Genomic DNA, 24,897 nt, shown 5'->3' with positions numbered 1-24,897 from the left:
TCCTAGCGAAGTCCGGCTGCGGAACAATAGCCATCGGCGCAGAACAGCTGTGCAGCATTGCAGAACCGGGCGGTCAGCCTGCGTCGCTAATCTGAAAATTCAGGCGACTATGGCGTGGCAGGGTGACCCGCCTTATGGCGCCGGCAGCGGTTGCGGCGCCATGGCATCGGTGGCGATCAGCTCGCCATGGACGAGGCGCCCGGCCTTATCTGCCCGTTTGCGCGCACTGATGGAGGCTACGCACTGGTCGTCATTGTTGAGGATGACGATGCACTCCAGACACTGAATGCACTCGTCATAGTCGATGCGCCCGTCACGCTTAATCGCGCCGATCTCGCAGTGGTTCTTGCAGTGCTGGCAAGGTTGGCCGCACGCATCGATACGCTTGAGCCAGGAGAACAGGTGGAACTTGCCGAGCATCGCCAACCCAGCGCCCAGCGGGCAGACGTAGCGGCAATAGAACTTGTGCACGAACAGACCCAGCCCGAGCAGAACCACGGCATAGACCACGAACGGCCAGGAGCGCACAAAGAACAGTGTGATGCTGGTTTTGAACGGCTCCACTTCGGCGAGCCGCTCGGCCAGCGTCAGCGAATAGAAGGCAGTCGGCACCAGACCGATGAGAATCAGGTACTTCAACCACTGCAAGCGCTGATGGCGCCGATCAGAGATTTTCCACTGGCGGATACGCAGGCGCTTGGCCAGCCAGCCGAGCATTTCCTGCAGCGCACCAAACGGACAGAGCCAGCCACAGAACACGCCGCGACCCCAGATGAACAGGCTGACAAAGGTGAAGCTCCAGAGGATGAAGATCACCGGGTCCATCAGGAACACCCGAATATCGAAGTTCTCCCCCAGCGCCAATAACAGGGTGAAGATGTTCACTACCGAGAGCTGGCCCTGGGCATACAGGCCTATGAACACCAGCGTGAACAACAAAAAACCGGCACGGAACAGATGGAAGCCACGGCTGTGCCGGCTGATGCGATGCTGCCAGATGAACACTGCGCTCAGCAGGATCAGCGATACGACAAGCACGCCGATCTGCCACATGCGTTCCTGCCACATGCGCAGCCAGATAGGCGCCGGCTCGGCAGCAATCTGCGCCACTTCAATGTTGAACAGCTGCTGGTCGAGCTGAAAGTCACGGGTGAACTGCGTGCTGCTTTGCACCAGATGGTTGCGCTGCAGATTAACGTTCAATCGCAATCCAGCAGGCTCGGCAGGGTTGAACGCGCTATGTGTCTTGATGCGGAAGATCTGCGCCTCGACCTCATCGAGCGGCGCATCGAGCAGGTCCATCACCGCGCCGTTATTGAAATTCATGTCATACAGGTCAATGGCGTGGCCGTTCTGCATCAGTACCAACCGGCTGGGCGATGTGGCTGGCACGAAGTCGTCCGGGACATGGCGATACATACCCGAGGAGAGCACCAGCACCGCTTGCTCGCCGGCTTTCAATTCCTCGTTGAGCTTGGCGAAGCCGGCGTCGCCCAACAGATTGCGGCCAATGCTTGGCGCGTTCAGGTAGGCGAAGTAGAGGTCGGTGAAGGGCTGCGTATCGCTCTCCGGCTCGATACCCAGGTACCCCTCAATGGAATGTCCCAAGCCGCGTTCGACCTCCTCGCGGCTGATTGTCCAATGCTGGAGATAGCCGCGCTGCAGCATCTGTGACCAGTCGAGCGGTTCATAGAGGTCGGGCTTTGCCGTGGCCAAGGGTCCGCTGGCAAATCCTTCGAGCAGCTTGCGGGCCACGCTCAGGGCCGACAGCAACACGGTTTCGTTGAGGATCACTACCGACACCGTGGCCTTGCTCACCCCATCGATGCGGGCAATCGACTCACTTCCGCTCGCCCCGCCCTGTGCACCGCCCACCACAATGGGTATGCCAATCGATTTCTGTTGGTACTGGTCGACGAAGTCGAACAGCGGCTGTTCCCCGAGCCCGTGCAGGAAAACCGGCTCGTGATGTTCCAGAACCTTCACCCCGGCCAGCACACCCTGGGTGTCCATGCCGATCAGCAGACGGATCGGTTTGCCGGAAAAGCCCTGCAGGTTTGAATAATCGGTGGACTCGAAGGCATAGCCGAGCAATTCGTCCAGCTGATAGACGCTGTGCACAGGCGGATTGTCCTGCTTCGGCTCGATGCGCGTGGCTTTAGGAAAAAGCTGCTGGATCTGCCCGTCCAGCCCCTGTGCGAACAGCGTCGGGCTGGCCAGCACGCTCAGCAGCACAAGCAGGCGGAAAAGAAGGCTGGCGCGGCGAGTCATGGATGCCTCTTGGCTGTTGTTATACAGCCATGCTATCCACCGCTCGCGCCCCCGCCATGCGACTTGCTGACTGGAACGTCAGTACTTCAGTCTTAGATTCTGATCGTCAGCCGTGAACGATCGATTTCACCCGGTCCGATTGTGCGCCCGTCGCGCAACGCCTTCGGCACGGAACGATGCTCGCCGTCACCGGGCCCAAGCTAGACAACCCAAACGGGAGGCCCAGCGATGACCAAGGCAGTCAAACCGGACGCCGAACAACCCTACTTCGACGCCCCTGCCCATATTCCTGGCGGTAGCGATCACCAGATTCCGCACAGCCACCGGCTCGTCTACCGCAACTACGATGTGATCGTCCACCTCACCGGCTACGAGTACGAGACCTTCGGCGAGACCCTCTGGGCCGTGGGTGCCGAGGTGGTCAAAGAATTGGAAATCGTCGTCCCGGTGAGCGTCGACCAGACGCAGCATTACCGCAGCTACGACGAAGCCTTGGCGCAGGGCACGGCGCAGGGCAAGCGGCTGGTCGACGGGCTCTGACCGGCGTTCGCCAATCCTCTGAACAGTAACTGGCTGCAGCATGCGGCCAGACCAACCAGACCAACGGGAGAATCCATTCCATGAACGACAACAACGCGGTCGTGCGACACGACGAGTCCCAGCAGCGCTATGTCCTTGAAGTCGACGGCAAGGAACTGGGCGTCGCCAGTTATCAGGACGAGAGCGACCGTCAGGTCTTCACCCACACCGAGGTCGATCCGAGCCTGGAGGGCCAGGGCATGGGCAGCAAACTGGTTCGCGAAGCACTCGACGACGCCCGTCGGCGCGACAAGCGCATCGTGCCGATGTGTGAGTTCGTTGCGGCCTATGTGAAGAAGCATCACGATTGGGACGACATCATCGTCGCGCAATAAAAGCACGCGGAGGGGCAAGCATTTACCTCTCAGGCGAGTACCATGCCGGCCCCGAACCGAAGCGCTTCGCATGACCTGTACCAACCGCAAGATCGATCACCTCCGCCGGCAAATTCCGGGTTTCGCCTGCGAACCCGGCTGCCACGATTGCTGTGGCCCGGTCACCGCCTCCTCGGAAGAAATGGCCCGTTTGCCGCACAGAAGTGTTGCCGCGCACGACGCGGCGATGGCGCACTGGAACTGCGTTCACCTCGGGCCGAACGGCTGCGAGGCTTACGAACAGCGCCCGTTGATCTGTCGGCTGTTCGGTACCACGGCCAGCCTGCCCTGCCCGCGCGGGCGCGGTCCGGAAATCCCCACGACACCTGAGGTGGAAAAGCAGGTGCACCAACTTATCGCCAGCACCCGTCAATTGCTGGTTTAAAGGCGAAGCCAGAAAAGACATCATGAGAGACACGATGAGCAACGAACTGCGGGTTGAAGACATCCAGCTCGGCGACGGCAAGGCCGTAGTCAAAGGCGCCCTGATCACCACGCAGTACCGTGGCCAACTCGAAGACGGCCGTACCTTCGACTCGTCCTATGATCGCGGCAAGCCGTTTCAGTGCGTGATCGGCACCGGTCGCGTTATCAAGGGTTGGGACCTGGGGCTGATGGGCATGAAGGTTGGCGGCAAACGCAGGCTTTTCGTCCCCGCCCACCTCGCCTATGGCGACCGGCAGATAGGTGAGCACATCGCGCCGAACTCGAACCTGCTGTTCGAGATCGAGCTGTTGGAAGTGCTGACCCGTGACGACTGAATTTGAGAGTAATCACTGATCAGGCGTACCAAACGCGGCAGCCGCCCGCTTGCGGGATTGAATAGAGAGAGCGGCCAGTCCCGCGGCCGCTCACAAACAGACGCGATTGGCACCGATGACGGCTGCAGCCCGAGCGGCAGCCGTCAAGCTCCTCAGGCGTGGGCCGGTTGACCACTAGCGGCAGTAGTCGACGACCGGGCACTGCCCATGGACTCGCTCACCACGTCACCCAGCATGTCGGCAGTAATGGCGCAGAGCGTCCAGCCGAGATGGCCGTGGCCGGTGTTGTAGAACACACAGGGTGAGCTGCCGCGTCCGACCTTGGGCATCATGTTCGGCATCATCGGCCGCAGGCCAGCCCAAGGCACCACGCTCTGAGTACTGACGCCAGGAAAACATTCGGCCACCCAGTCCACCAGCGGGCGGATTCGATCAGCGCGGATGTCGCGGTTATAGCCGTTGAACTCGGCGGTGCCGGCTACCCGAAGGCGGCTGTCACCCAGGCGGCTGGTGACCAGCTTGGTTTCATCGTCCAGCAAGCTGACGGTAGGCGCTGCTGCGCGGCTGGTCTCGTCGTTGAGGTTGACCGTGATCGAGTAGCCCTTCACCGGATAGATGTTCACCCGATCGCCAAGTTGGGCGGCCAACGCGCGGCTGGCGGTTCCGGCGCAGACAACGATGCCATCGAACTGCAGGCACTCTTCGCCACCCGAAGCCGCGACAGTCACGCTGGCACCCTTGCCATCGGTGGCGACGGCTTTCACGTTCTGGTCGTAACGGCAGTCGACGCCTAAGCGTATGGCGGCTGCCGCGAGGCCGTTGGTGAACATGTGGATGTCGCCCGTGGAATCGCACTCGGTGTAGTAGCCGCCATAGTATTGCCCTGCCAGCGTCGGCTCGATAGCACGCATTTCGTCTGGTGTCACGCTGCGCCGGGGTAAACCGCCCTGAGCCAGCAATGTCGAGACCTTGCCCGCATGCTCGAAACCAGCCTTGTCGCGGTAGATGTGCAAGATACCGGCCTTTTTCAGGTCGAAATCGATGCCCTCGTCCTCGGCCCAGGCGAACAGGTGCTCCCGAGCGGCGATAGCCATGCGAGCCGTTTCGATGGTGTTTTGGCGGTATTGCGGGATAGAGCCGATGAACTCGGCGAACCAGGACAGCTTGTGCCAGCTGGGCTTGGGATTGACCAGCAGTGGTGCATCGCTTTTGAGCATCCACTTGATGCCCTTGAGGATGGTCGACCAGTGATTCCAAACTTCAGCGTTGGAGGCGGACAGCTGACCGCCATTGGCAAACGAGGTTTCCATCGCAGCGTAGCGGTGCTTCTCCAAAAGAGTGACGGCGAAACCACGCTTGGCCAGCGCGTAGGCAGTGGTGATGCCGGTGATACCGCCACCAATGACAGCTATTTTTTTCATGCGTGCAGCTCCAGAACGTCAAGGGTCAGAGCCCATCCGCGACATGCAGATCAGGCGCCCCCTCTGTTCTGGACCTGAGAGTTTCACGAGCGGCGCTCGCTTGCTCCTTCGGTGCGACGGGCGACGACGGGCCCGGCGGCTCTTCAGAGTTCACCTGTGATAACGGTCCTTTTGCCTGAGAGTTTCCGGGGCGGTTGCTCCTTCGGCGCTGCACACGACCAAGCCGCTGCAGTCTCTCCCGATATCACTTCTTTGCCATGAGCGGCTGCTCACAGCAGTTACAGCTTTTGCACAATGCGCGCCAAGCGACACTCGCTCGCCGCGGCTGACTGCAGCCGCTCTACCGAACCTGAAATTGCACAGCTACGGTGCAACAATCAACGCGCGTTGCAGCTACATGGGCGTTTCTACCGCAGTTCCGGGACAGAAGATAGCCCCGCCCCATCGTCGCTTGGCCTCAGCCGCCGACTATCTCAAGCAGCTGGCTCAGGTCGACCGGCTTGGTCAAATGTATATCGAAGCCTGCCGCCAAGGCCTGCTCTCGATCACTCGGCTGGCCCCAGCCGGTGATGGCGATCAACCGCACATTGGCGCCGGTGGGGTGGGCGCGGATCATCCGCGCCACTTCGTCACCCCGTTGGCCGGGCATGCCGATGTCCAGCACCACAACCTCTGGCTTGAGCTGCAGATAGCGTTCGAACGCTTCGATGCCGTCAAACGCCAAGTGCACCTCGTGACCCTCCAGCCGAAGGATCTCGGCCATGGTTTCGGCAATGTCCTGGTTGTCGTCGGCAACCAGAACGAGCCGCTTGTTCAGCGTGACGCTTTCGCTAAGATCACGGCTGACGCCCGCGGTGCTGGCAGACAGAACCGGCAGGGTCAGGCTGAACTCCGCGCCGTGGCCTAGCCCTTCGCTGCGTACCCGAAGGTCCGCTCCGTGCAGCTTCGCCAGGCCTTTGGCCAGTGCCAGGCCGATCCCCAGGCCGGAATTGATGTGAGTCCCGGCGACGGGCACCTGCGCAAACCGTTCAAAGATCAATCTGAGGTGTTCCCGCGCGATACCCAGGCCGTTATCGATCACCGAAACCTTGGCGGTGTCACCATCCCGTGTCGCCGTGATGCGAATGCGGCCACCGTTGGGGGTGAATTTCGCGGCGTTGTTGAGCAGGTTAGTCAGGATCTGCTCGAGGCGAAGCGGATCGGCGTCCAGCACGATAGGACTGGCCGGGAGCGCCACGACCAACTCATGTTGCTTTGCCTCGATTTTCTCTCGGGCAGTCTCGATGGCTGCCTCGATGATGGTTCGCAGACCCACCTGCTCCTTGCGCAGAACCAACTTGCCAAGCGTGATGCGGGAGATGTCGAACAGATCGTCGAGCAGCAGCGCCATATGCCGCACCTGCCGCTCGATAATTTGCTGGCTACGGAGTTTTTGCGCATCGCTGGCCGCCGCAGAACCAAAAATGCCGGCAGCCAGGCGAATCGGTGCCAGCGGGTTGCGCAGCTCATGGGCCAGGGTCGCGAGAAACTCATCCTTGCGCCGGGCAGATTCACGAATTTCCTGTTCGTGATGCTTGGCCTGGGATACGTCAGCGAACCATACGGCCAAGCTTTGATCGAACGGCGTCGCGATCAAACGCACCCAGCGCTCGCTGTCAAACGCTGTGCTGCGCAGTTCCAGATCACGCGGTTGCTGAAACCGGGACACCTCCAGCAAGGTCTGCAATGCTTGCGGATTGGCGGCCTCGCCAAGCACCTCGCGCAGCCGCCGCCCAGTCAGCTCGTGGACTGTTCCGCGCAGGCTGGATGCGCCAGTGAGGTTGATGAAATCGAAGCGGAAGTCGTCCACCTCGCCCGCCGGGTTCCGATGGGGAGACAGGACTGCAAAGGGCACGGTGGACGAGTTCAGCGCTACCTGTAGGCGCTGCTCCAACATACCCGCCTTGGTCTGCGCCCGCGCCCGGTCGATGAATACCGCGGCCAGGCCCGCTACGACATCGGCCAGCCGAATCTCTCGTTCCGTTGGGGATCGCGCCTCTTTGAGCTGTACCGTAAGCGTCCCGAGTACGCTGTTGTCGCTGTGCCGAATGGGCGTGCTGTGAACCGAACGAAATCCCTCGCTGCGCGCAACGGAGACAAACTCACTGAAGCAGGGGTCGGCTTCGGTATCGGTCACCACCACGCGCTCCCCTTTTTGCACCGCTATACCACAGGCACCCAGGCCGGGCTGCGCTTCATCCATGATCGCCAACGAAGCAACTGAAAAGCCCCTCGAGGCATGAATGCGCAAGGCAGCCGAACCGTCGCTGAGCGCCAGCAGCCCATGCGCGGCGCCGTGCAGCGTGCACAGGGCGTCGATGATCGCTTGCAACTGGTCACTCAGTGCAGGCATCTGTAGCAGGCGATTGCTCAGGTCCTGGACCAACTCCAGATCGCTGACCTGCTGGGTCAGATCCTGCTGCGCCAGCTCCAGCCGCGAAAGCATGTTGTCACGCTCGGCCTCGCTCGACAGACGCGCCTGCGCGGCGCTTTCGAGCGCGCGCCCGACTTCACGGATTTCTTCGATCTCACTTTCAGGCGCCTGAAACGCCTGCCCCTGCCCAATAGCCTGCGCCGCCCGTCGCAGATGCCGCATCGGGACGTTAATCCGACGTGTTGCGAACAGCGCCGCCGTCACCGCAAACACCAGCGACAGCAGCAACCCGCCACCGTAAAGCGTATAGACACGCGTCGCCCCGGCTTCGACAACTTCGGTGGGCACGCCGGTCGCCACCACCCAGCCGGACGGCTGCAATCTCACAAAAGAGGTGTAGACCGAATGGCCTTCCATGGTTTTGGACAGGCCGATCCCTTCCTCGCCTGAGTTCTCCTGCAGGATGGCCGCCAGCGTGGGCGAAGCCGGCATCCCCAGCGTCTCCTCGTGACGCAGCGAGCGCGCGATACGCAAACCATTGGAGTCCAGCACCGTGTTGACCCAGCCGGCCGGCAGCCTTCGGTTGACGATCACATCAGCGACACCCTGGGGCCTGAGCACTGCAGTCAATACGTAGTGAACCGCGTCGCCCTGGTGTACTGGCACACGCAATGGGACGCCCCAGACGCCGCCGGGTCCCTTGCTCATGCTTCCCACTTGAGGTTCGCCTGTTCGGATCACCTCAGCGAAGCTACGCGGCTCGGCGATGGTTCTGGAAGCTGGGGGATTGTGCAGCGAAACCCGCCTCAGCACCTCACCTTCAGAGCTGACGATCAGCAAGGCATACCAGCTGGGCAGTGAGGGCAACACGCGGCGAACCATATCGGCGAATCCATCGATATCGCCATTATCGAGCAATGGGGACTGCGACAGCGTCTGGAGCACATTGAGCGACCGGCTCAGCTCGAGCTCCACGGCCGTCGCGGCGAGGCGCGTAGCTTCAAGGCTGCGCTGCTTGGCCAACTCCGTCTGTTCGGAGACGATCGAGAGCATGCCCAGCCCGGCCACCAGGGCCAGCGGCAGAATACCTGCCAGCGCAATGGTCAACAGCCGACTGCGCAACGGTACCGACCGTACTGACTTGGCTCCCGTTGCGTGATTCAAGATATGACTTCCTTTGACGCCCGGACGGATCAGCCGCGAAATATTTCTGCCGAAACGAGTACAGCGCGGCGCGCTAGCTTAAGCGATCGTTTGACGGCGCGCATTGCACTTGGAAACCCGGGCGCCAAACAGGTTCCATGTGCACCTTGGGCGGTGCCGTGCCATACCCGAGCGGGAATGATCAACATCAAAATCAGGCAGGGGTAGCCCCATGCTTGGACTTCGCCCAAGCTGTATGTTGCGACGCTGATCTACCGCCCGAATCGGGGCAGGCGCTTATTTGCTGTTTCGAATGCGCCTTTTGCGCGAACTGCGGAGGCTAGCTGGTTGCCCGGCCGCGCCGCCCCGTCTCCAAACTCGCCAACCATCCGCCCTCGGATCGCCGCGTATACAAGCCGCAGGGCTGTCGCGACCCGGCGGATTGAACCGATCGAGCCGCACGCTCTTGAGCATCAGCCCAAATAACTAGGCTCGATTCCCCTGGCTATTGGGCGTCACTCGTCCCGTATGCACGTCAACAGCGCATTCAGCGTTGAGTCACCGTACTCGCCGCTCATGGTGAGCGCACGGCGACCCTCCGGCGCGATGATGGTGATGGGCGTGCTATCCAGGCCGGGCGAGGCCTCGGTTTCGCCCGGATGGAGCTGACAGGCCACCTTGAAGCGTTCGTGATTGGTGATCAGGACCTGCACCAGCCCGGACTCGATACCGGGTTGGGTGTCGGTTTCGAGCTCACTGACCTCCACATCGACACGCAGGTCATTCAGCTCACGTTCAAGGTGCAGCGGATCGGCCATGGCCACCGTTGTTAGCAACAGCAATCCCAGCGTCAGAAACGGATTCATAGAAACCTCCAGAGCTTTACTCAAACCATATGGAGCCACTGCCGCGACGAGGAGTTCGCGTGCAGTGCCGCCGAGCCGGGCGCCTACGGCCCGATACCACCCTCGAGATGCAAGAAGGCCCGCACATGGCGGGCCTCCTGGTCTTGCTTGCGACTGCTTACTTCGGCAGTTTGAAGGTGATGAAGCTGGCGCGGCCGTCGCGCAGTACCCGCATCGATACTGAACGGTTCTTCGGCAGGTCCTTGACCACCTGGCTGAACGTCTTAACGGAATCTATCGCTTCGTTGTTCAGGTGCGTGATGACATCCCCCGGACGCAGGCCGATCATCGCTGCCGGGCCCTGGCTGATGTCGTTGATCACTACGCCACCGGAGATTTCCAGCGCCTGACGTTGCGCGTCGGAGAGTTCGGTAACCGAAACGCCCAGGCGGTTATTGCTCTGGCTCTTGATGCTCGAACCATCTCCAGAGGCCAGCACGTCGCCATCCTCAGGCAGCGCACCAATGTCGATGTTCAGCGTCTTGCGCTGGCCATCTCGCACCACTTCCAGCTTAGCCTTGCTGCCTGGCTTCATCGCGCCAACCAGATGCGGCAAATCACCGGACATATCGATCGCCTTGCCATTAACGCTCAAGATCACGTCGCCAACTTTCAGGCCGCCCTTGGCAGCCGGACCGCCATCCATCACCTGGGCGACGAGCGCACCAGCAGGACGCTCCAGGCCGAAGGATTCGGCGAGGTCCTTGTTCACTTCCTGAATGACGACACCAAGCCAACCGCGGCTGACCTTGCCGTCTTCACGCAGCTGATTGGCGACGTCCATTGCGACGTCAATCGGGATCGCGAACGACAGGCCCATGAACCCACCGGAACGGGTGAAGATCTGCGAGTTGATGCCAACGACCTCGCCGTCGAGATTGAACAGTGGGCCGCCCGAGTTACCCGGATTGATCGCCACGTCGGTTTGAATGAACGGAACATAGCTTTCGTTCGGCAAGCTGCGACCTTTGGCGCTGACCACGCCTGCTGTCACCGTATGATCGAAACCAAACGGCGAACCGATCGCGACCACCCACTCGCCTGCTTTCAACGCTTCGGAGCTGCCAATCTTCACGGTCGGCAGGCCGTCCCCTTCGATTTTCAGCAAGGCCACGTCGCTGCGCGGGTCGGCTCCTACGAGCTTGGCCTGCATCTCGCTACGATCCGGCAAACGCACCATGATCTCATCAGCGTCGGCCACGACGTGGTTATTGGTCAGGACATAGCCGTCCTCAGAAATGATGAAACCCGAACCTAGCGACTGAGCTTCGCGGCGACGCTCGGGCTGCTGAGGCATTCCGCGCTCGAAAAACTCGCGGAACATGGGCGGAATGCCCTCAAGATCTGGCATTTGTGCCTGCGCGTGGCCGCGCATCGGCTGCTTCTGCTTGGTGCTGATGTTCACCACTGCGGGCGAAGCATCCTCCACCAGAGGCGTGAAGTCCGGCAGGTCAGCGTGGGCAATGAGCGTCTGTCCAAACAGCGCTACACCGGCCACGGCAGCCAGGAAATTTCTACGAAGAATCATAGGGACTGGTCTCTCCACGATGAAAAAATGGGGTTAACAACGACCGGTCTCGCGCCACAGCCGATTCCTGGTCAAAAAAAGCAGCGGGTTGCCGCATGCACAATGGCTGACTCTAAGCTGACAGCCGGTTTGCGGCAAACCCACCCAAGGGAGCTGGCTGTTCCGTCAGCCTGAACCAGACTTTACGCCGAAGACAGTCAGCTTCGTGTGTAGCGGGCGTAAAGGAAAAGTAAGGTTTCAACAGCAGCGCCCTCGCATTCGGCGTCACAAAGCTCTATTTCCCCTGCTGGTTTGAGGTGTCCAACAGTCCGGCGGCGTCTGCAGCCTGACACACCCGCTGATAGTCGTCCGGCATTGTCAGTGCCGCCTCTGCACGTCTGAGTGCCATCGAGGCATGTCGGTTCGCTGCAAGAGCAACCGCCGCATCGCCGAGCCGCCCCAATGACGCCAGCGCTTGCTGCAAGCGTATGCACACCTCGATGATCGCAGCGCCGTCCCGCGCGATGGGTGTAAAGAAATCGTCGAGCATGTCCGCTACGCTCAGCCCCGGCGCGAATACGCGGTCGAACTTCGGATCTTCCGGCGGCGTCGGCCTGGACAGGTGCGACAGCACGCGAACGCCCCGGCCAATCACATCAACTGCGGTGCCTTGGTCGTTGATCCCGGGCGACAGCGCACGCGAAGCGACCTCGGCCATGACGATGATGCCGTACCGGGGGTCTCGGTCGAAGGTCCGCTGCGCGCCGATGACAAAAGCATCGCGCAGGGCGTCGTCGCAGTCTTCACCGATCCCCACCGACCAGGCGATCGGCTGCGACGGCTCCACAAATATCCCGGGAAGTACGCATATATAAACCGCGCGATCCTCCGCCTGGGTCAGTTCGCCCAGCGCAGGCATATCGATATGCTGCACGAAGCCGATCTTCCTGGGGTACAGCGGGCGTGCGCCCGGCAGGGCTTTAGGATCAACCTCCAGCGGCCGACCGCCCAGAAAGGGTTGCTCCATTCGCTGGCACAGCGCTTGGGTGGCGGCCTTCTCGACTCTGGCCGTCGTTTCGGCAACGCGGCCAAGCCCGGACAATTGATCGATCCAGCGCAACAACGCGTAGAGCACCAGAATGACCACGATGATGGTCGCCGCAAACAGCACCACGCGGCCATTGTCGCCGTAAAGCCCTGTGCTCAACGCGATGATGCCGACCAGGCTGAAGATGAACGAGCCAACAAAGGTCGAGAGCGTGTTCTGTGTAGTCGGGTCTTCGACCAACAGGGAAATGGCGCGCGGTGTGACATTGTTCGTTGCCGAGCCATAGGCGGCCACCATGATGCTCAGCGAGAAGGTGGTGACCGCGAGCATGCTGGACGCCAGCACGCCAAGAATATTGTCGACCGCATCGGAACCGATCTTGGTCGGCACGTCGTCCGGGATGTAAGGCGCCGCCACCAGCGCGACCAGTGCGGTAGCAATCCCCAACACCGAATACAAGCTGGCCCGGAACCAGGGCCGCTTACTGATGCGGATGACAAACCACTTCCAACGCTCAATCATCTGTTGCTCGCAATACGTCCGTTTCACTACAGACAAGCGCGCTGAGGGACTGTTGCGTAGGCTTGGCGGTTTCTTCCCGCCTCGGCCGCCAGCGCTTAGCGGGCCAGCGCCTCGACCGTTGCGGGCAGGTCCCGCATGTCGTTGATCACGGCGGCCACCCCCAGCTCACGCAACGCTTGGTCATGCCCAGCTGGAATGTGGCTGGCGCCGGTAAAGCCGATCACCTGCATGCCCGCGGTGCGCGCCGCCAGCACGCCGGTCGGGCTGTCTTCAACGACCAGACAATGACCAGGCGCGACGCCCATGCGCTCGGCAGCCAGCAAGTAAACGTCGGGCGCCGGTTTCGGTGAGCGGACCATTTCGGCGCAGAAGATATTGCCGGCCACCCGTTCGGTCAGGCCGGCACGCTGCAGCGATGCTTGAACGTTGTGCAAACGGCTATTGGATGCCACCGCCAGCGGCAGCTTGATGGCCAGCAGCGCTTCGCGCACGCCTGGGATCGCCTGGACTTCTTCCGCCACGACCTTCTCGCTCTGCCGACGTAGATCGGCATCGAAAGTCTCCGGCATGGTCAGGTCGAAGCGTTTTTCGATCAGATCGATGATGCTCGGAACGGTCAGACCGAAGGTGCCTTCCAGCGCGGCATGCAGCTGCTCGGCGGGTACATGCAGGCTCAGGGCCTCGAACAGGACGCGGTGGCTGATGATTTCACTGTCGACGATCACACCGTCGCAGTCGCTGATCAGCAAGTCGATAGAGGCCATCGAATCTCCCGTTGTGAATGCGCAGAACGGCGCGACGACTCCGGTTTGGAGACAGCGCCTTGGACTGCAAACGGTGCGTTGAGTTTAGCCTGCGACGGTACAGCACCCGCCCAATCATGCCGCCTCAGCGAATGCCCAACATCCGGTCAGCCGACCAACGCCCAGCGCCACGGCCGATAACGACCAGCATCAGGCCGCTCCAGGTCAGGTGCGTAGGCCAGGCATCGGGGTAAACGAAGAGCTGGATCACCAGCGTCATGCCCAGCAAGGCCAAGGCCGATAGCCGCGCCAACAGGCCGAGCACCAGCAGCAGTGGGAACAGATGCTCGGCATAGGTGGCCAGATGCGCTGCAAGGTAAGGCGACAATAGCGGCAGTGCATATTCGGTTTCGAACAGGCTGAAGGTGCTGGGTTTGATTGTAAGAAAGCCGCTGACCTTGGTTCGCCCGGAATAAAAGAACACTGCGGCAATGGCCAAGCGCGCCACCAGGCCCAACATCGAGTCGCTGATGTGGTGTTGTAGCCATACGGCGAGTCGATTCCAGTGCTGCAACGGACTCGTTGTCGGGCTGGCGGGGCTCCTGTGCAGGGTGTGCATGTCGGTCACTCCAGTTGCTGATCAATCGATGGCGAAGACCCGAGCGGCAAACAGGCCCGCCAGCAGCGCATTGAAATCCAGCGCGGGCTGGGCCTCGAGCGCGAGATTCGATGCGCTGGCAAGCGTATGGCCATCGGCGCAGGCTTCGAGAAAGGCACAGCCGCCAACGCTCAAGGGCTGCCAGACGACACGGTTCTCTCGCCGGCAGAGCAACGCGCCCTCGCCCTGCCAGAGCAGCGGATCGGGCAGTTCGATGCCTTCGCGGTTGCAACGCCATAGGCTGAACGCCGGCAAAACGGACCAATGCCAGCGCGCCGCTGCATGGGGCCTCAAATGCAGTTCGGCCAGCTGGATCGGCGTCATCGAGCTCAGCGTATGCAGTTCCAGTCGAGGTTCCTCCGCGGCGGCAAACGCCTCAAGCCACAGGCGATCGAGGCGCGCGATCTCGGCGAGGTACGGTAAGTCGCGGGCAGGTTCGAAACGCTGCAGAAATTCTGCAAAGCCATCTCCATAGCTGATCAACTGTGGCTGGGTCGGAGGGCACTGCTGCGCGAAAACGCAGGCCGCTGCGCTCATCCAATCGGCGCCTACCAGCCGCTCGACCGTCGGAAAGTTCGCGCGCAAGGCATCTACACACCCTTTCATCACGGTGTTGCGGTACACCGCGAACCCCGGCTGCGCGATAAGCCTCGCCAGCCAATCAGCTGGAGGGGCGACAGCGGTCGACTTAGTCGCCATGGGTTCGCTGGCCCATAGCGCTTCGATCAAGCCATCCTGAAACTCAGCAAGCGAGCGCGTCATGCCGCCTCCCCCTTTCCAGCAGCCGCTGCGCGTGGTCGCGCTCGACCAACAGTTCGGCGAAGGTTGGCAACTGGTCGTCACGTTCGATCAGTGTTGGGCGCGGGCCGATGCGCTCGATCAACCGCTCATAAAGCGACCAGACGGCGTCAGCTATCGGCGCGTCGTGGGAGTCGATCAATAGCCCTGAGTGCTCCGAGCTGTCCTGCCTATGTCCGGCCAGATGCACTTCCAGTAAGGCTTCAGCGGGAAAACCATCGATATAGGCGGCGGCATCGAAGCCGAGATTGTGGGCGCTGACGTGTACGTTGTTGACGTCCAGCAACACGCCGCAGCCACTGCGGCGCGACAGCTCGGCGAGAAACTCGATTTCATCCCACTCATGCCCGTCGAGGCGCAGGTAGTGGCTGGGATTTTCCACCGCAATCTGTCGTCCGAGCCGTTCCTGGGTGCGCTGAACGTTGTCGACGATACGGTTCAAGGCCCCTCCGGTACGTGGAAACGGCAGCAGATCGGGATTGTACTGACCTCGCCAGGCGGACCAGGCAAGGTGTTCGGAAACCAGAGCCGGCTGAACGCGCTCGACCAGCGTCCTGAGGCGTTGCAGATGGGCCTCGTCCGGCAAGCAATCAGCCGCCAGCGACAGCGATACGCCATGCAGTGAAAGCGGATGGCGCTCGCCGATAGCGTCTAGCCAGGCCAGACGAGGACCGCCGCCGAGCATGTAGTTCTCCGGGTGCACTTCGAACCAGAGCCCCGGCGCTGCACAGTCGTGCGCCGCCTCATAGTGCTCGGGCTTGAGTCCCAGGCCTGCTCCCAGAGCCAACACGCTCATGCGGAACCTCCTATCAGGATTCGATCGGCGTCAGCGAACCCATGCCTTCGGGCGTCTTGATCGAGGTGCAGGTCCCTGCGGGTACGTTCTTCCAGGCATTGCCCTGGTAATCCACCTTCGACGTGCCGGCGCAGCTGGTGCCCGCACCAGCCTTGCAATCGTTCTGACCGGCGAGCGCGACGCCGTAGCATTTCTCCATGGCGCCTTCGGTCTTTTCCGCAGCCGTGGCACCGGCGGCGATGGATGCAAGGGCAACGGCTGCAGCAGCAAGGGCGAGATTGTTCATCGGTTGTTTCTCCATGCGGTGTTGCTGCCAGCGGTTTTACCGGCAGCTCGACCAGTAGTTCGCCCTGCTCGGTCGATCGGTTACAGCAGGAGCAAGAAATATATTTTTGAGAATTCTTCCGTCTCGACCTACCGTAGCGGCGCGCCCCGCCCTGCCGTTGGCTGGAGGCAAAGGACGGGCAGCATCGATTTCTTCATTGCGTGTAACCAGAGCGACCGATGCAACGAACTACCAGTCACGAGGCGTTGAAGGCACGCGAAGCCCATCTGCAACAGCTGTTATTGCAGGGGCTGGACGGCGACGAGGCGGCGTACCGGCAATTCTTGACGCTGCTCAGCGCACATCTGCGCAGTTTTCTCAGGCGTAGGCTGCAATCGCCCGAGGTCGAAGACCTGCTCCAGGAAGCTTTGCTTGCGGTGCACAACGCGCGGCATACCTATCGGTCCGAGCAACCGGTGACAGCCTGGGTACAGGCGATCGCCCGCTACAAATTGATGGATCATTTTCGAGCCCATGCAAGGCACGACGCCTTGAATGATCCCCTTAGCGACCAAGCAGAGCTGCTGGCCGACGAAGATCACCAGGCCCAACAGGCGCAGCGGGACCTGGCCCGGCTGCTCGAACAACTGCCGGACAAGCAACGCTTGCCCATTTTTCACGTCAAATTACAGGGGCTTTCGGTGGAAGAAACCGCTCGACGAACCGGACTTTCGGCTTCAGCAGTCAAGGTGGGCGTTCACCGCGGACTGAAAGCGCTGGCCGCCCTGATTGGAGGTCATCGATGAAGACCGATGAGCTGATCAACATGCTCGCCAACCACGCACCGCCCGTGGATCGGCAGATCGTCACGCGCCGCTTTGGTACAGCCCTGGTCATCGGTCTGGCGCTGGCATTGCTGGTGTTACTGACGGTCTTCGGCATTCGCCCGGACATTGGGCAAGTCGCGGCGACCCCGCTGTTCTGGGCCAAGCTGGCGCTGCCGGCGAGCCTGCTTGCGGGCGCTCTGCTGGTAACCACGCGGCTGGCCAGACCGGGAGCGCCTGTGGGTAGCGGCTGGGTCACTGTTGCAGCGCCGGTGGTAGCGGTTTGGCTGGCGGCGTTGGGCCTGTTGCTCAGCGTTTCGGCCAATAACCGTTGGGCACTGATTTTCGGGGAAACCTGGCGAGTCTGCCCGGTGAACATTGCGCTACTGTCGATTCCAGCGTTCGTCTGCGTGTTCTGGGCAATCCGCGGCTTTGCGCCGACCCGGCTGCGTCTTGCCGGCGCAGCCGGGGGGTTGTTGGCCGGTTCGATGGCAACCCTAGCCTACAGCCTGCATTGTCCTGAGATGAGTGTCGCCTTCTGGGCCGTCTGGTATGTGCTCGGCATGCTCATCCCCACCGCCGTTGGCGCCCTCCTCGGCCCACGGCTGTTGCGTTGGTAAGCCGCATACGCGCATTTTCTTCAATACCGCGGCAGTTCCCGCTCCTATCGTCGCGCTGATGTTCATGCGAACTTTCAGGAGCTTTCGATGAGTCTTTTGCTGTCCATGGCCGCCTTCGCGCTGGCTTCTTCCATATCGCCCGGCCCGGTCAACATCGTCGCGCTCAGCGCTGGCGCGCAGTTCGGTTTGCGGCCAGCCATGCGCCACGTTAGCGGCGCAACCATTGGCTTCACGCTGTTACTGTTGCTGATCGGGCTGGGCCTGAACGAACTTCTCGGTCAGTGGCCCTGGCTGGCCGAGTCGATCAAGCTGGCTGGCGTGGCATTTCTGCTGTACATGGCGTTTCGGCTGGCCGCAGACGATGGTCGTTTGAATGCTGACAAACCTGCGATGCGGCCAACGATGCTGTATGGCGCCGCGATGCAGTGGCTCAATCCCAAGGCCTGGCTGGCCTCGGTCGCGGGCATGGGCTTGTTCGCTGCCGCGGGAGACGCCCCGTCAGTCTGGCGCTTCGCAGCGATCTACTTCGTGATCTGCTATGCCTCACTGGCGTGCTGGGCGTATGCGGGCACCTTTCTGCGGCAACATCTCAACAAGCCCGCACGGGTACGGCTGTTCAATCGGTTGATGGCAGCGCTGCTGGTTGCCAGCGCGGCTTACCTGCTGCTGACCTGACGGGTGTCGTGGCGCACGTTTCGGCTTCCTGTTCGATAGTGTCCGGGCGTGGCGGCCAGCAATTGCTTGAAGGCGCGCTGCAGGTGCGCCTGATCAGCAAAACCCGCATCCAGCGCCACATCTGCAATAGGCCGGCCACGCCGCAGCTCGGCGCGCGCAAACTGCACGCGCCGATTGGTCAGGTAAGCATGCGGGGTCATCCCGAACTGTTTTTTGAAGGCGCGGATGAGGCTCGACGGTGAGACGCCTGCCACGAGGCTGATCTCGCCCAGCTTGAGGGAGCGCTGATAATTGTCGGCGATGAACTCGGCGGCGCGATGCAGTTTCAGGTCACTCACCGGGACGCCGACTTCGAGCCACAATCGCTCGTGCAGCAAAGAGAAGAAAGATACGGCGGCGGTTTCCTTTTGCAGCAAGTCGGCGTTGTCGTCGACGAGCACTGCATGAAAGCGGCGAAAGCCCGACTGCAGCAGCGGATCGCGGGTCATTATCGGGGCGAAGCACCGAAAACCGCCGCCCTCCATCCCCAGGTCGTCCTGCAACTGGCTCAACCAGCCAGCATCGACATACAGCATGCGATACGCCCATGGCTGGTTCTGGATCGGATTGCAGGCATGTACATCGCCGGGGTTCATCAGCACCAGGGTGCCGGCTTCAACGCGACACTGATGGTCGCCGTTGATGTAGATACTGGCACCGCTGTCGATCAACCCGATGGAGAAGGTTTCGTGGCTGTGCCGCGCATAACAGACGCGGCGGCCATCTTCCACACTGCGCGACTCAATGAACGGCAGCGCCTCGTCGCGCCAGAAGCTGGAGCTCGAAGCTGAACGAGGCTGGGCGAGGACTTGCTGATGCATAGTCGAATCTGTAACGGCAGTTGAGAACCTCAGCGTAGCCGAAAACGGGGCGATTGATTGGTAGCCTGCGGTGTTTCGGCATGGCGAGCATTGGCCTTCGGGGAAACGGGAACGACCATCAGAGAATTTCCAGCCCTTCGCACTTGTAATCACCGATGAAGATATCGTCCTGCAGCACCTCGCCGTCGAGGTTGAAGCAGAACAGGTAGCTCTCGGTTCGAGAGCCGATCTCGACGCTTTTCAGGCCAACGCACTCGTTGGGATGGCCCGGCAGGATCTTGAACGATGAAATGCCCCGCTCAGGAACACGCTGGCCGATCTCAAGGGTTCGGATCTGGCTGAAGTCTTCGTTGGCAATAATCAAGGTGTTGGCACCACGCTCCCGCTCATCGATCGCCTCGTCGAATGGCTCGGTCGAGATCTTGCGCGGAAAGAAAAGCCATTCACGGCGATACGGGTGCCACTCGGCCGCCTCGTGGATCACATAGCCGTCCGGCCCGACGCCTAGCGCGTCGCGGATGCGTTGATAGCGCTCCGACCAGTCCACGCTCTGTACGGCGTAGTGGCGGTCGAGCAGCTTCACCCACTCCTCAGGGGCCTTCTTGCCGTGGCTGCCGACTACCAATTGGTCGTTATAGAGTGTTGCCCACTCCGCTTTGAAACCCTTGAAGGCTTCGTCGCCGCTGCCGGTCATGAGAATGTTTCGAGGCACCAGCTGGTTCTGGTCGCGGATTTCACAGACCAAGCCGGTGCGATCGTCGAAGGTCACCAGGCGCTTGCCGAACATGGCCAGCTCGGAGAATTCAGCGCCGCGCCCGCCCTCGGCGATCAGGCTGACTAGCTGAAACTCGCCACCCTCATGCTCAGGGATGTCCTCGAAACGGAAGTTTGGCTTGCCCGTTTGCGGGTCGACGTCACGGTGCAGTCGATCATGGCGCAGGGTTGATTGCCAGGCGATTTGGCCGCTGTCCAGTTCAACCTGGGACGCGTGGTCTTCATCTGTGATGATGGCCAGCAGGTATTCGCGGGTGGTGCTGTCGTAGCGTTCGAGTCGCCGAACGTCGAAGTGCGATTCGCTCATGAGGTCAGGTGCTCGTCGGTGTTTGGCGCCACCGGCACGCCCGGTGGCTTGTCAGGTTTCGGACAGCGAGAACCTCGCAAGTTCACCGGCAGTCGCATCAGCACCTCAGCGCCTGCAGAACGGCTGCGTCTGTTTTACTGTCGGAACCTGAACCACGTATCCAGATGGGACCGCATGATTTTTCAGTTCTCAAATCGACAGCGTTTGACTGTCGACTCGCACGCGCCAATGCCGACTCGCTCCAGCAGAGCTGCGCGCCGACTCGCCGTTACGCTCACCAGCGCCCTGATGCTCGGCCTGGCCGGCTGCGGCACGCAAAAACCGGAGGTGCCTGCGCCCCGGCCGGACGAAGTCCGCGCCAAGATCGTCCGGCTGATCCCCAGCAACATCCCGAATCGACAGGGCTGGGCCACCGACATCTACGCCGCCTTCGATGCGCTGGCGATCCCGCCGACCAACGAGAACCTCTGCGCCGTCCTGGCCGTCACGGTGCAGGAATCCACTTTCCAAGCGACCCCTCCGGTCCCAGGCCTGGCGAAAATTGCCCGCGATGAGATCTACCGGCGCGCGTCCCGACTGCATGTCCCACGCTTCATCGTAGATGCGGCCTTGGACGTTCAATCACCCAACGGCAAGACCTACAGCCAGCGCCTCGCGGCGGTGCGCACTGAAGAACAACTGAGCGCAATCTTCGACGACTTCCTCGGCATCATGCCGCTCGGCAAACAGCTGTTCGGCACGCTCAACCCGGTCAAGACCGGTGGTCCCATGCAAGTCAGTATCGCCTTCGCCGAAGACCGCGCACGCGACTATCCCTATCGCCGGGAAGGCTCTATCCGGGATGAGGTGTTCACTCGCCGCGGCGGTATGTACTTCGGCATTGCACATCTGCTGGACTACCCCGCTAGTTACACCCAGCCTCTGTACCGCTTCGCAGACTTCAACGCCGGCTGGTATGCCAGCCGCAACGCTGCGTTTCAGGCCGCGGTCAGCCGCGCGAGCGGAATCAAGCTGACCCTCGATGGCGATCTGATCATTCATGGCAGCAGCAAAGCCGGCCAGACCGAACGTGCGGTTCGCTCGCTGGCGGGCAAGCTCGACATGAGCGAGACAGCGATTCGCAACGCCCTGGAGCGCGGCGATACGCACGGATTCGAGAAAACCACGCTGTATGAGCGCGTGTTCGCCTTGGCTGAGAAGCGTGCAGGAAAGCCTCTGCCCCGCGCGGTGCTGCCTGGTATTCGGCTGGAAAGTCCGAAAATCACGCGCAACCTGACGACCGCCTGGTTTGCCAATCGGGTCAATGACCGACATTTAGCGTGTATGAAACGCGCCGGCAACTAGCGGGAACATTTTGTGACCGGCCCCCCTCGCAGTAGAAGTACTGCGAACTCGGAGCCTTCATGTCCCAGCTGAACATTGCACTTGCCATCATGGGCGGCGTTGCCGTCTGTATTGCCTTGCTGTCGGCGCTGATCAAGCGTAGCCCTGTATCCGAGCCGGCGCTCGCCGTGCTGGTCGGCCTTGCTGTCGGTCCATATGGCTTGAGTTGGCTCGATCTTGCACGCTGGGGCGAGACGTTCAGCATTCTCGAGCAAGCGGCGCGGCTGACGCTGGCAATCGGGCTGATGGGCGTTGCACTGCGCCTGCAGCGTGCGGCGCTCAAGGCCATCCTCAAGCCCGTCATGCTCTTGCTGATCTTCGTCATGCTCGGTATGTGGCTGGTGTCATCCTTGTTGGCCGGTTGGCTGCTGGGGTTGTCGCTATGGGCAGCCCTGCTGCTGGGTGCAGTGGTCACACCCACCGACCCGGTAGTCGCCAGCTCGATCGTGACCGGCAAGTTCGCAAAACAGCACCTCCCCTTGCGGCTGCGCGACACCCTGTCGGCGGAATCCGGAGCCAATGACGGCCTGGCCTACGCCTTCGTCATGCTGCCAATTCTTATGCTCAGCCATTCGCCTGATCAGGCCTGGTCGCGCTGGCTCATCGAGTCGGTACTGATCGGCATCGGCGGTGCCGCGCTGATGGGCTCAATCGTGGGTTTCGCAGCAGCCAAACTGCTGGCCTTTGCAGAGCGCAAGAAGCTGGTAGCCAGTTCCTCTCTGCTGGGCTACACCGTGGCGTTCTCGCTATTGACGCTGGGACTCGCCAAGCTACTGCAGACAGATGGCGTGCTGGCGGTATTCGCAGCGGGGCTGGCGTTTAACCTCTTCAGCGAGAAGCACGAAGAGCAGGAAGAAGAAAACATCCAGGAAGCAGTGGCAAAGCTATTCACGCTACCGATGTTTGTGATCTTCGGCATCGCCCTTCCCTTGCACGAGTGGGTAGCGCTGGGATGGCCGCTGGTGGCGCTTGCGTGGCTGGTTCTGCTGTTGCGCAGGCCTCCGGTGGTAATGGTGATGTCCAGCACCTGGCGCCATTCGCTCAATTCCCGCGACTCGCTCTACCTCGGCTGGTTCGGCCCGCTGGGTATCGCCGCGATCTACTACGCCGCGCTCGCCCATAGCCATCTGCACGATCCGCTCTATTGGCATGCGGCGAGCGCGTTGATCTTCGCATCGATAATGATTCACGGCGTGTCCGCGGCACCGCTGTCGCGCCTGTATTCACGCCATCCCGGCGCAGCGCCGCGAGGCAGCGCTCACCTGGACGAGTAGTCTGGCTGAGCCAATAGTTCGGAAACGGGCGGACCGCGTTGGGGCGAGGCAATCAGCCAATCAGCCCCATTCCCGCAAGCACGAAGGCGCCGACAGCCACTGTCAGCCCGAGAACGATGGCTGCTCCGTCTCGGGTGGTGATACCCAGACCGAACAGGCAGATGGCCGAGAACGGCGCGGTGCTGGCGAAGGGCAACAGTTCAAGCGGAGGCACCGAGGTCGCAAGCACGACGCAGAGCACCGCAATCACTCGTAGAAAGCTGTTGCTGGTGGCCCAGTCCAAACGCTTGTTGCTCACTTTGTCCAGCCAGCGCACAACCGGACGGATTTTGTTCAGACCCTTCTCAAGCTTCTGACCGCTGACCGAGCGATGCGCGAGAAATCCGGGCATCCAGAAATGATGCCGACCAAACAACATCTGGATGGCGAACAACGCGACGATCAGTGCGAGCATGCTCGGCACGCCGGGGATACCGCCGACCGGGCTGATCTCGATGATTGCAGGAACGAACAGGAACGGCCCGAAACTGCGCTGACCGATTTTGTTCTGAATGTCACCAACCGATACCTTAGATTGGTTATCGCCTAACTCGACGACACCGTCGATCACTTGTTCAAGACAGTCATGTTCGTGTTCGCGCTTGTTAGTCTCAGTCATGCGGTCCTCCTCGTCGCAGTAGGGCTGTGGATACGGCAGAATGCCGCTGCGACACCTAAAGCACTGTTCCGCTGACATAATCCTCTGATGAGCTACAGCAAGTTATTCGTGATCACGAAACAGCAAATAACAGTCACAGCTTTGTTGCACCAAACTTGTACAACTTACAACCATGCGACCTATACCATCATTACCGTGCTGCTCAATCAAACGGCATAAAAAAGCGGAACTTGCTAAGCAAGTTCCGCTTATGTTCGCTTACGTTAGCAATAATGCATTAACGTATTACGAATTGCGGCCGCCGCCGTGGCTGTTCTCGCCGCCTTTCTTACCGGCTTCAGAGGCCTTCTCACGGTCGTTGGCAAAGTTGCCACCGCTGTTCTGGCCGCCTTTCTGGCCGGCTTCAGAAGCTTTCTCGCGGTCGTTAGCGAAGTTGCCGCCGCTGTTCTGGCCGCCCTTCTGGCCGGCTTCGGAGGCGCGCTGCGGATCGTTGGCAAAGTTGCCGCCGCTGTTGTGACCGCCTTTTTGCCCAGCTTCGGAGGCCTTTTCGCGGTCGTTTGCAAAGTTACCCGGATTTCCGCTCTTATCGTTCGACATGAGATTACTCCAGTTACTTGGTGGTACTTAAAATGGCGACCGCTCTGCAGCCGCCTCACTATCTCGGAGGACAAGAGCGGCCCAAGAGTTCTAAAAAAAAACCATATCTCGATGAACGGCGCACAGTTCAAACTGCCATTACAAGCGCAACAGATGGACAATACATAATTGCATTTAGATAGCAACGAAACGCTAAATGCCCCATCCGCGCCAGTTACACCGCTATATATACTTTTCCACACTTTACGATCACCAGCGATCAAGGCATGCGATCCGAAAACGCCGTTCATCGGCGCGGCGAAACGGGCGGGATTTGTCAACAACCTGTAACCGAATCCGGGCAGTCTCGGAGCCATGGAAAGCCGCGACGGCTGGCGCAAGGATGCGACCTTTTTCAGGACCACCAACCACTCGACCGAGACATTGGAGGCCACATGAGCAGCAAAACTCTGGAAACCCTGGTCAAGCGATCCGACCTCAACCCCAAGCAGCCGCTTGAGTTCTGGAGGCAGCTGCGGCGCTGTAAGACAGACTATCGCCCGAGCGCGGCGGCACTGGCGAGGCGTGCGTCAATGGACCTCGAGTTCTGCACGGCCGGCCGATAAGCATCGTCTAGCCGGCATGCCCCGTACGTCGCCCTCACGTCGCAACAGAACAAACAGAACCGGGCTCAGCCTTGAGCCCGCAGGCGCGCAGGTTTAACAGTACGCCCGCCCTCTCA

26 protein-coding genes and 2 riboswitches are annotated in these 24,897 nt (G+C 61.1%); of the genes, 11 read left to right on the top strand and 15 right to left on the bottom strand.

What is annotated here, in order from left to right; genetic code table 11:
• Positions 1-132: 132 nt before the first annotated feature.
• Positions 133-2,271: a 4Fe-4S binding protein gene (locus ACQKEK_RS09705; protein ID WP_499142336.1), complete on the bottom strand. Its 2,139-nt coding sequence runs from the start codon at positions 2,269-2,271 to the stop codon at positions 133-135.
• 228 nt (positions 2,272-2,499) lie between these two features.
• Here ACQKEK_RS09705 and ACQKEK_RS09700 point away from each other — a divergent pair, with 228 nt between their 5' ends.
• From ACQKEK_RS09700 to ACQKEK_RS09685, 4 genes are all read left to right on the top strand, one after another.
• Positions 2,500-2,811 (top strand): hypothetical protein, encoded by a 312-nt coding sequence (locus ACQKEK_RS09700; RefSeq protein WP_499142334.1) that lies wholly within the window; start codon positions 2,500-2,502, stop codon positions 2,809-2,811.
• A gap of 80 nt (positions 2,812-2,891) precedes the next feature.
• Positions 2,892-3,185, top strand: coding sequence for a GNAT family N-acetyltransferase (locus ACQKEK_RS09695; protein WP_499142332.1), 294 nt, complete (start codon positions 2,892-2,894; stop codon positions 3,183-3,185).
• A 70-nt stretch (positions 3,186-3,255) separates the two neighbouring features.
• Positions 3,256-3,609 carry a YkgJ family cysteine cluster protein gene (locus ACQKEK_RS09690; protein WP_046163661.1) on the top strand — a complete coding sequence of 118 codons (354 nt, stop codon included), beginning with the start codon at positions 3,256-3,258 and terminating at the stop codon, positions 3,607-3,609.
• A 34-nt stretch (positions 3,610-3,643) separates the two neighbouring features.
• The gene (locus tag ACQKEK_RS09685) at positions 3,644-3,985 is read left to right on the top strand and encodes an FKBP-type peptidyl-prolyl cis-trans isomerase (protein WP_128120864.1); all 342 of its coding nucleotides are present in this window, start codon (positions 3,644-3,646) and stop codon (positions 3,983-3,985) included.
• A gap of 152 nt (positions 3,986-4,137) precedes the next feature.
• On the opposite strand, the gene ACQKEK_RS09680 is transcribed toward ACQKEK_RS09685, so the two are convergent.
• Both ACQKEK_RS09680 and ACQKEK_RS09675 read right to left on the bottom strand, forming a co-directional pair.
• Positions 4,138-5,406 (bottom strand): D-amino acid dehydrogenase, encoded by a 1,269-nt coding sequence (locus ACQKEK_RS09680; protein WP_499142330.1) that lies wholly within the window; start codon positions 5,404-5,406, stop codon positions 4,138-4,140.
• Positions 5,407-5,467: 61 nt separating this feature from the next.
• Positions 5,468-5,555, bottom strand: a riboswitch (glycine riboswitch).
• Positions 5,556-5,559: 4 nt separating this feature from the next.
• Positions 5,560-5,657: riboswitch (glycine riboswitch) on the bottom strand.
• 206 nt (positions 5,658-5,863) lie between these two features.
• Entirely contained in the window at positions 5,864-8,983 is a 3,120-nt protein-coding gene (locus ACQKEK_RS09675) for an ATP-binding protein (RefSeq protein ID WP_499142329.1), read from the bottom strand.
• Between the two features lie 137 nt (positions 8,984-9,120).
• Between ACQKEK_RS09675 and ACQKEK_RS09670 the strand changes: the two genes are divergently transcribed.
• Positions 9,121-9,306, top strand: a complete 186-nt coding sequence (locus ACQKEK_RS09670) for a DUF1272 domain-containing protein (RefSeq protein ID WP_499142328.1) — start codon at positions 9,121-9,123, stop codon at positions 9,304-9,306.
• A 171-nt stretch (positions 9,307-9,477) separates the two neighbouring features.
• Here the strand turns inward: ACQKEK_RS09670 and ACQKEK_RS09665 are convergent, their stop codons facing one another.
• From ACQKEK_RS09665 to ACQKEK_RS09630, 8 genes are all read right to left on the bottom strand, one after another.
• Positions 9,478-9,828 (bottom strand): hypothetical protein, encoded by a 351-nt coding sequence (locus ACQKEK_RS09665; protein WP_499142326.1) that lies wholly within the window; start codon positions 9,826-9,828, stop codon positions 9,478-9,480.
• 157 nt (positions 9,829-9,985) lie between these two features.
• Positions 9,986-11,395 carry a DegQ family serine endoprotease gene (locus tag ACQKEK_RS09660; protein ID WP_499142324.1) on the bottom strand — a complete coding sequence of 470 codons (1,410 nt, stop codon included), beginning with the start codon at positions 11,393-11,395 and terminating at the stop codon, positions 9,986-9,988.
• A 274-nt stretch (positions 11,396-11,669) separates the two neighbouring features.
• On the bottom strand, positions 11,670-12,944 hold the full coding sequence (locus ACQKEK_RS09655; RefSeq protein ID WP_128121232.1) for a DUF2254 domain-containing protein: 1,275 nt from the start codon (positions 12,942-12,944) through the stop codon (positions 11,670-11,672).
• Positions 12,945-13,039: 95 nt separating this feature from the next.
• On the bottom strand, positions 13,040-13,708 hold the full coding sequence (locus tag ACQKEK_RS09650; protein WP_499142322.1) for an HAD family hydrolase: 669 nt from the start codon (positions 13,706-13,708) through the stop codon (positions 13,040-13,042).
• A 124-nt stretch (positions 13,709-13,832) separates the two neighbouring features.
• Complete coding sequence (locus ACQKEK_RS09645; protein WP_499142320.1) at positions 13,833-14,306, bottom strand: DoxX family protein; 474 nt, start codon at positions 14,304-14,306, stop codon at positions 13,833-13,835.
• Between the two features lie 21 nt (positions 14,307-14,327).
• Entirely contained in the window at positions 14,328-15,107 is a 780-nt protein-coding gene (locus ACQKEK_RS09640; RefSeq protein WP_499142318.1) for an HvfC/BufC family peptide modification chaperone, read from the bottom strand.
• A complete protein-coding gene (bufB, locus tag ACQKEK_RS09635; RefSeq protein ID WP_499142316.1) occupies positions 15,088-15,939 on the bottom strand; it encodes an MNIO family bufferin maturase in 852 nt (283 codons plus the stop codon). Before bufB ends, ACQKEK_RS09640 begins: the two co-directional genes overlap by 20 nt.
• A 13-nt stretch (positions 15,940-15,952) precedes the next feature.
• Positions 15,953-16,240, bottom strand: coding sequence for a BufA1 family periplasmic bufferin-type metallophore (locus ACQKEK_RS09630; RefSeq protein ID WP_499142315.1), 288 nt, complete (start codon positions 16,238-16,240; stop codon positions 15,953-15,955).
• Positions 16,241-16,443: 203 nt separating this feature from the next.
• Between ACQKEK_RS09630 and ACQKEK_RS09625 the strand changes: the two genes are divergently transcribed.
• From ACQKEK_RS09625 to ACQKEK_RS09615, 3 genes are all read left to right on the top strand, one after another.
• Positions 16,444-17,010 carry a sigma-70 family RNA polymerase sigma factor gene (locus ACQKEK_RS09625; RefSeq protein ID WP_499142313.1) on the top strand — a complete coding sequence of 189 codons (567 nt, stop codon included), beginning with the start codon at positions 16,444-16,446 and terminating at the stop codon, positions 17,008-17,010.
• On the top strand, positions 17,007-17,648 hold the full coding sequence (locus tag ACQKEK_RS09620) for a DUF1109 domain-containing protein (RefSeq protein WP_499142312.1): 642 nt from the start codon (positions 17,007-17,009) through the stop codon (positions 17,646-17,648). Before ACQKEK_RS09625 ends, ACQKEK_RS09620 begins: the two co-directional genes overlap by 4 nt.
• Before the next feature lie 87 nt (positions 17,649-17,735).
• Positions 17,736-18,323 (top strand): LysE family translocator, encoded by a 588-nt coding sequence (locus ACQKEK_RS09615; RefSeq protein ID WP_499142311.1) that lies wholly within the window; start codon positions 17,736-17,738, stop codon positions 18,321-18,323.
• Here ACQKEK_RS09615 and ACQKEK_RS09610 read toward each other — a convergent pair.
• Both ACQKEK_RS09610 and ACQKEK_RS09605 read right to left on the bottom strand, forming a co-directional pair.
• A complete protein-coding gene (locus ACQKEK_RS09610; protein WP_499142310.1) occupies positions 18,305-19,183 on the bottom strand; it encodes a helix-turn-helix domain-containing protein in 879 nt (292 codons plus the stop codon). The genes ACQKEK_RS09615 and ACQKEK_RS09610 overlap by 19 nt on opposite strands.
• Positions 19,184-19,301: 118 nt before the next feature.
• Complete coding sequence (locus ACQKEK_RS09605) at positions 19,302-20,264, bottom strand: hypothetical protein (RefSeq protein ID WP_499142308.1); 963 nt, start codon at positions 20,262-20,264, stop codon at positions 19,302-19,304.
• A gap of 228 nt (positions 20,265-20,492) precedes the next feature.
• Between ACQKEK_RS09605 and ACQKEK_RS09600 the strand changes: the two genes are divergently transcribed.
• Together ACQKEK_RS09600 and ACQKEK_RS09595 are read left to right on the top strand one after the other, a co-directional pair.
• Positions 20,493-21,608 carry a DUF1615 domain-containing protein gene (locus ACQKEK_RS09600; RefSeq protein WP_499142918.1) on the top strand — a complete coding sequence of 372 codons (1,116 nt, stop codon included), beginning with the start codon at positions 20,493-20,495 and terminating at the stop codon, positions 21,606-21,608.
• A 59-nt stretch (positions 21,609-21,667) separates the two neighbouring features.
• Positions 21,668-22,921, top strand: coding sequence for a cation:proton antiporter domain-containing protein (locus ACQKEK_RS09595; RefSeq protein ID WP_499142307.1), 1,254 nt, complete (start codon positions 21,668-21,670; stop codon positions 22,919-22,921).
• Positions 22,922-22,973: 52 nt separating this feature from the next.
• Here ACQKEK_RS09595 and ACQKEK_RS09590 read toward each other — a convergent pair whose 3' ends face one another.
• The gene (locus ACQKEK_RS09590) at positions 22,974-23,579 is read right to left on the bottom strand and encodes an exopolysaccharide biosynthesis protein (RefSeq protein ID WP_499142305.1); all 606 of its coding nucleotides are present in this window, start codon (positions 23,577-23,579) and stop codon (positions 22,974-22,976) included.
• A 285-nt stretch (positions 23,580-23,864) separates the two neighbouring features.
• Positions 23,865-24,176, bottom strand: a complete 312-nt coding sequence (locus tag ACQKEK_RS09585; RefSeq protein ID WP_499142304.1) for a con-10 family general stress protein — start codon at positions 24,174-24,176, stop codon at positions 23,865-23,867.
• A gap of 434 nt (positions 24,177-24,610) precedes the next feature.
• On the opposite strand from ACQKEK_RS09585, the gene ACQKEK_RS09580 reads away from it, so the two are divergent.
• Positions 24,611-24,781: a hypothetical protein gene (locus ACQKEK_RS09580; RefSeq protein ID WP_499142302.1), complete on the top strand. Its 171-nt coding sequence runs from the start codon at positions 24,611-24,613 to the stop codon at positions 24,779-24,781.
• Positions 24,782-24,897: the final 116 nt, after the last annotated feature.

The sequence above is a fragment of the Pseudomonas sp. NPDC077408 genome (genome assembly GCF_050269105.1).
Classification (GTDB): Bacteria; Pseudomonadota; Gammaproteobacteria; order Pseudomonadales; family Pseudomonadaceae; genus Stutzerimonas.
This window is presented reverse-complemented; position numbering and strand designations above follow the sequence as displayed.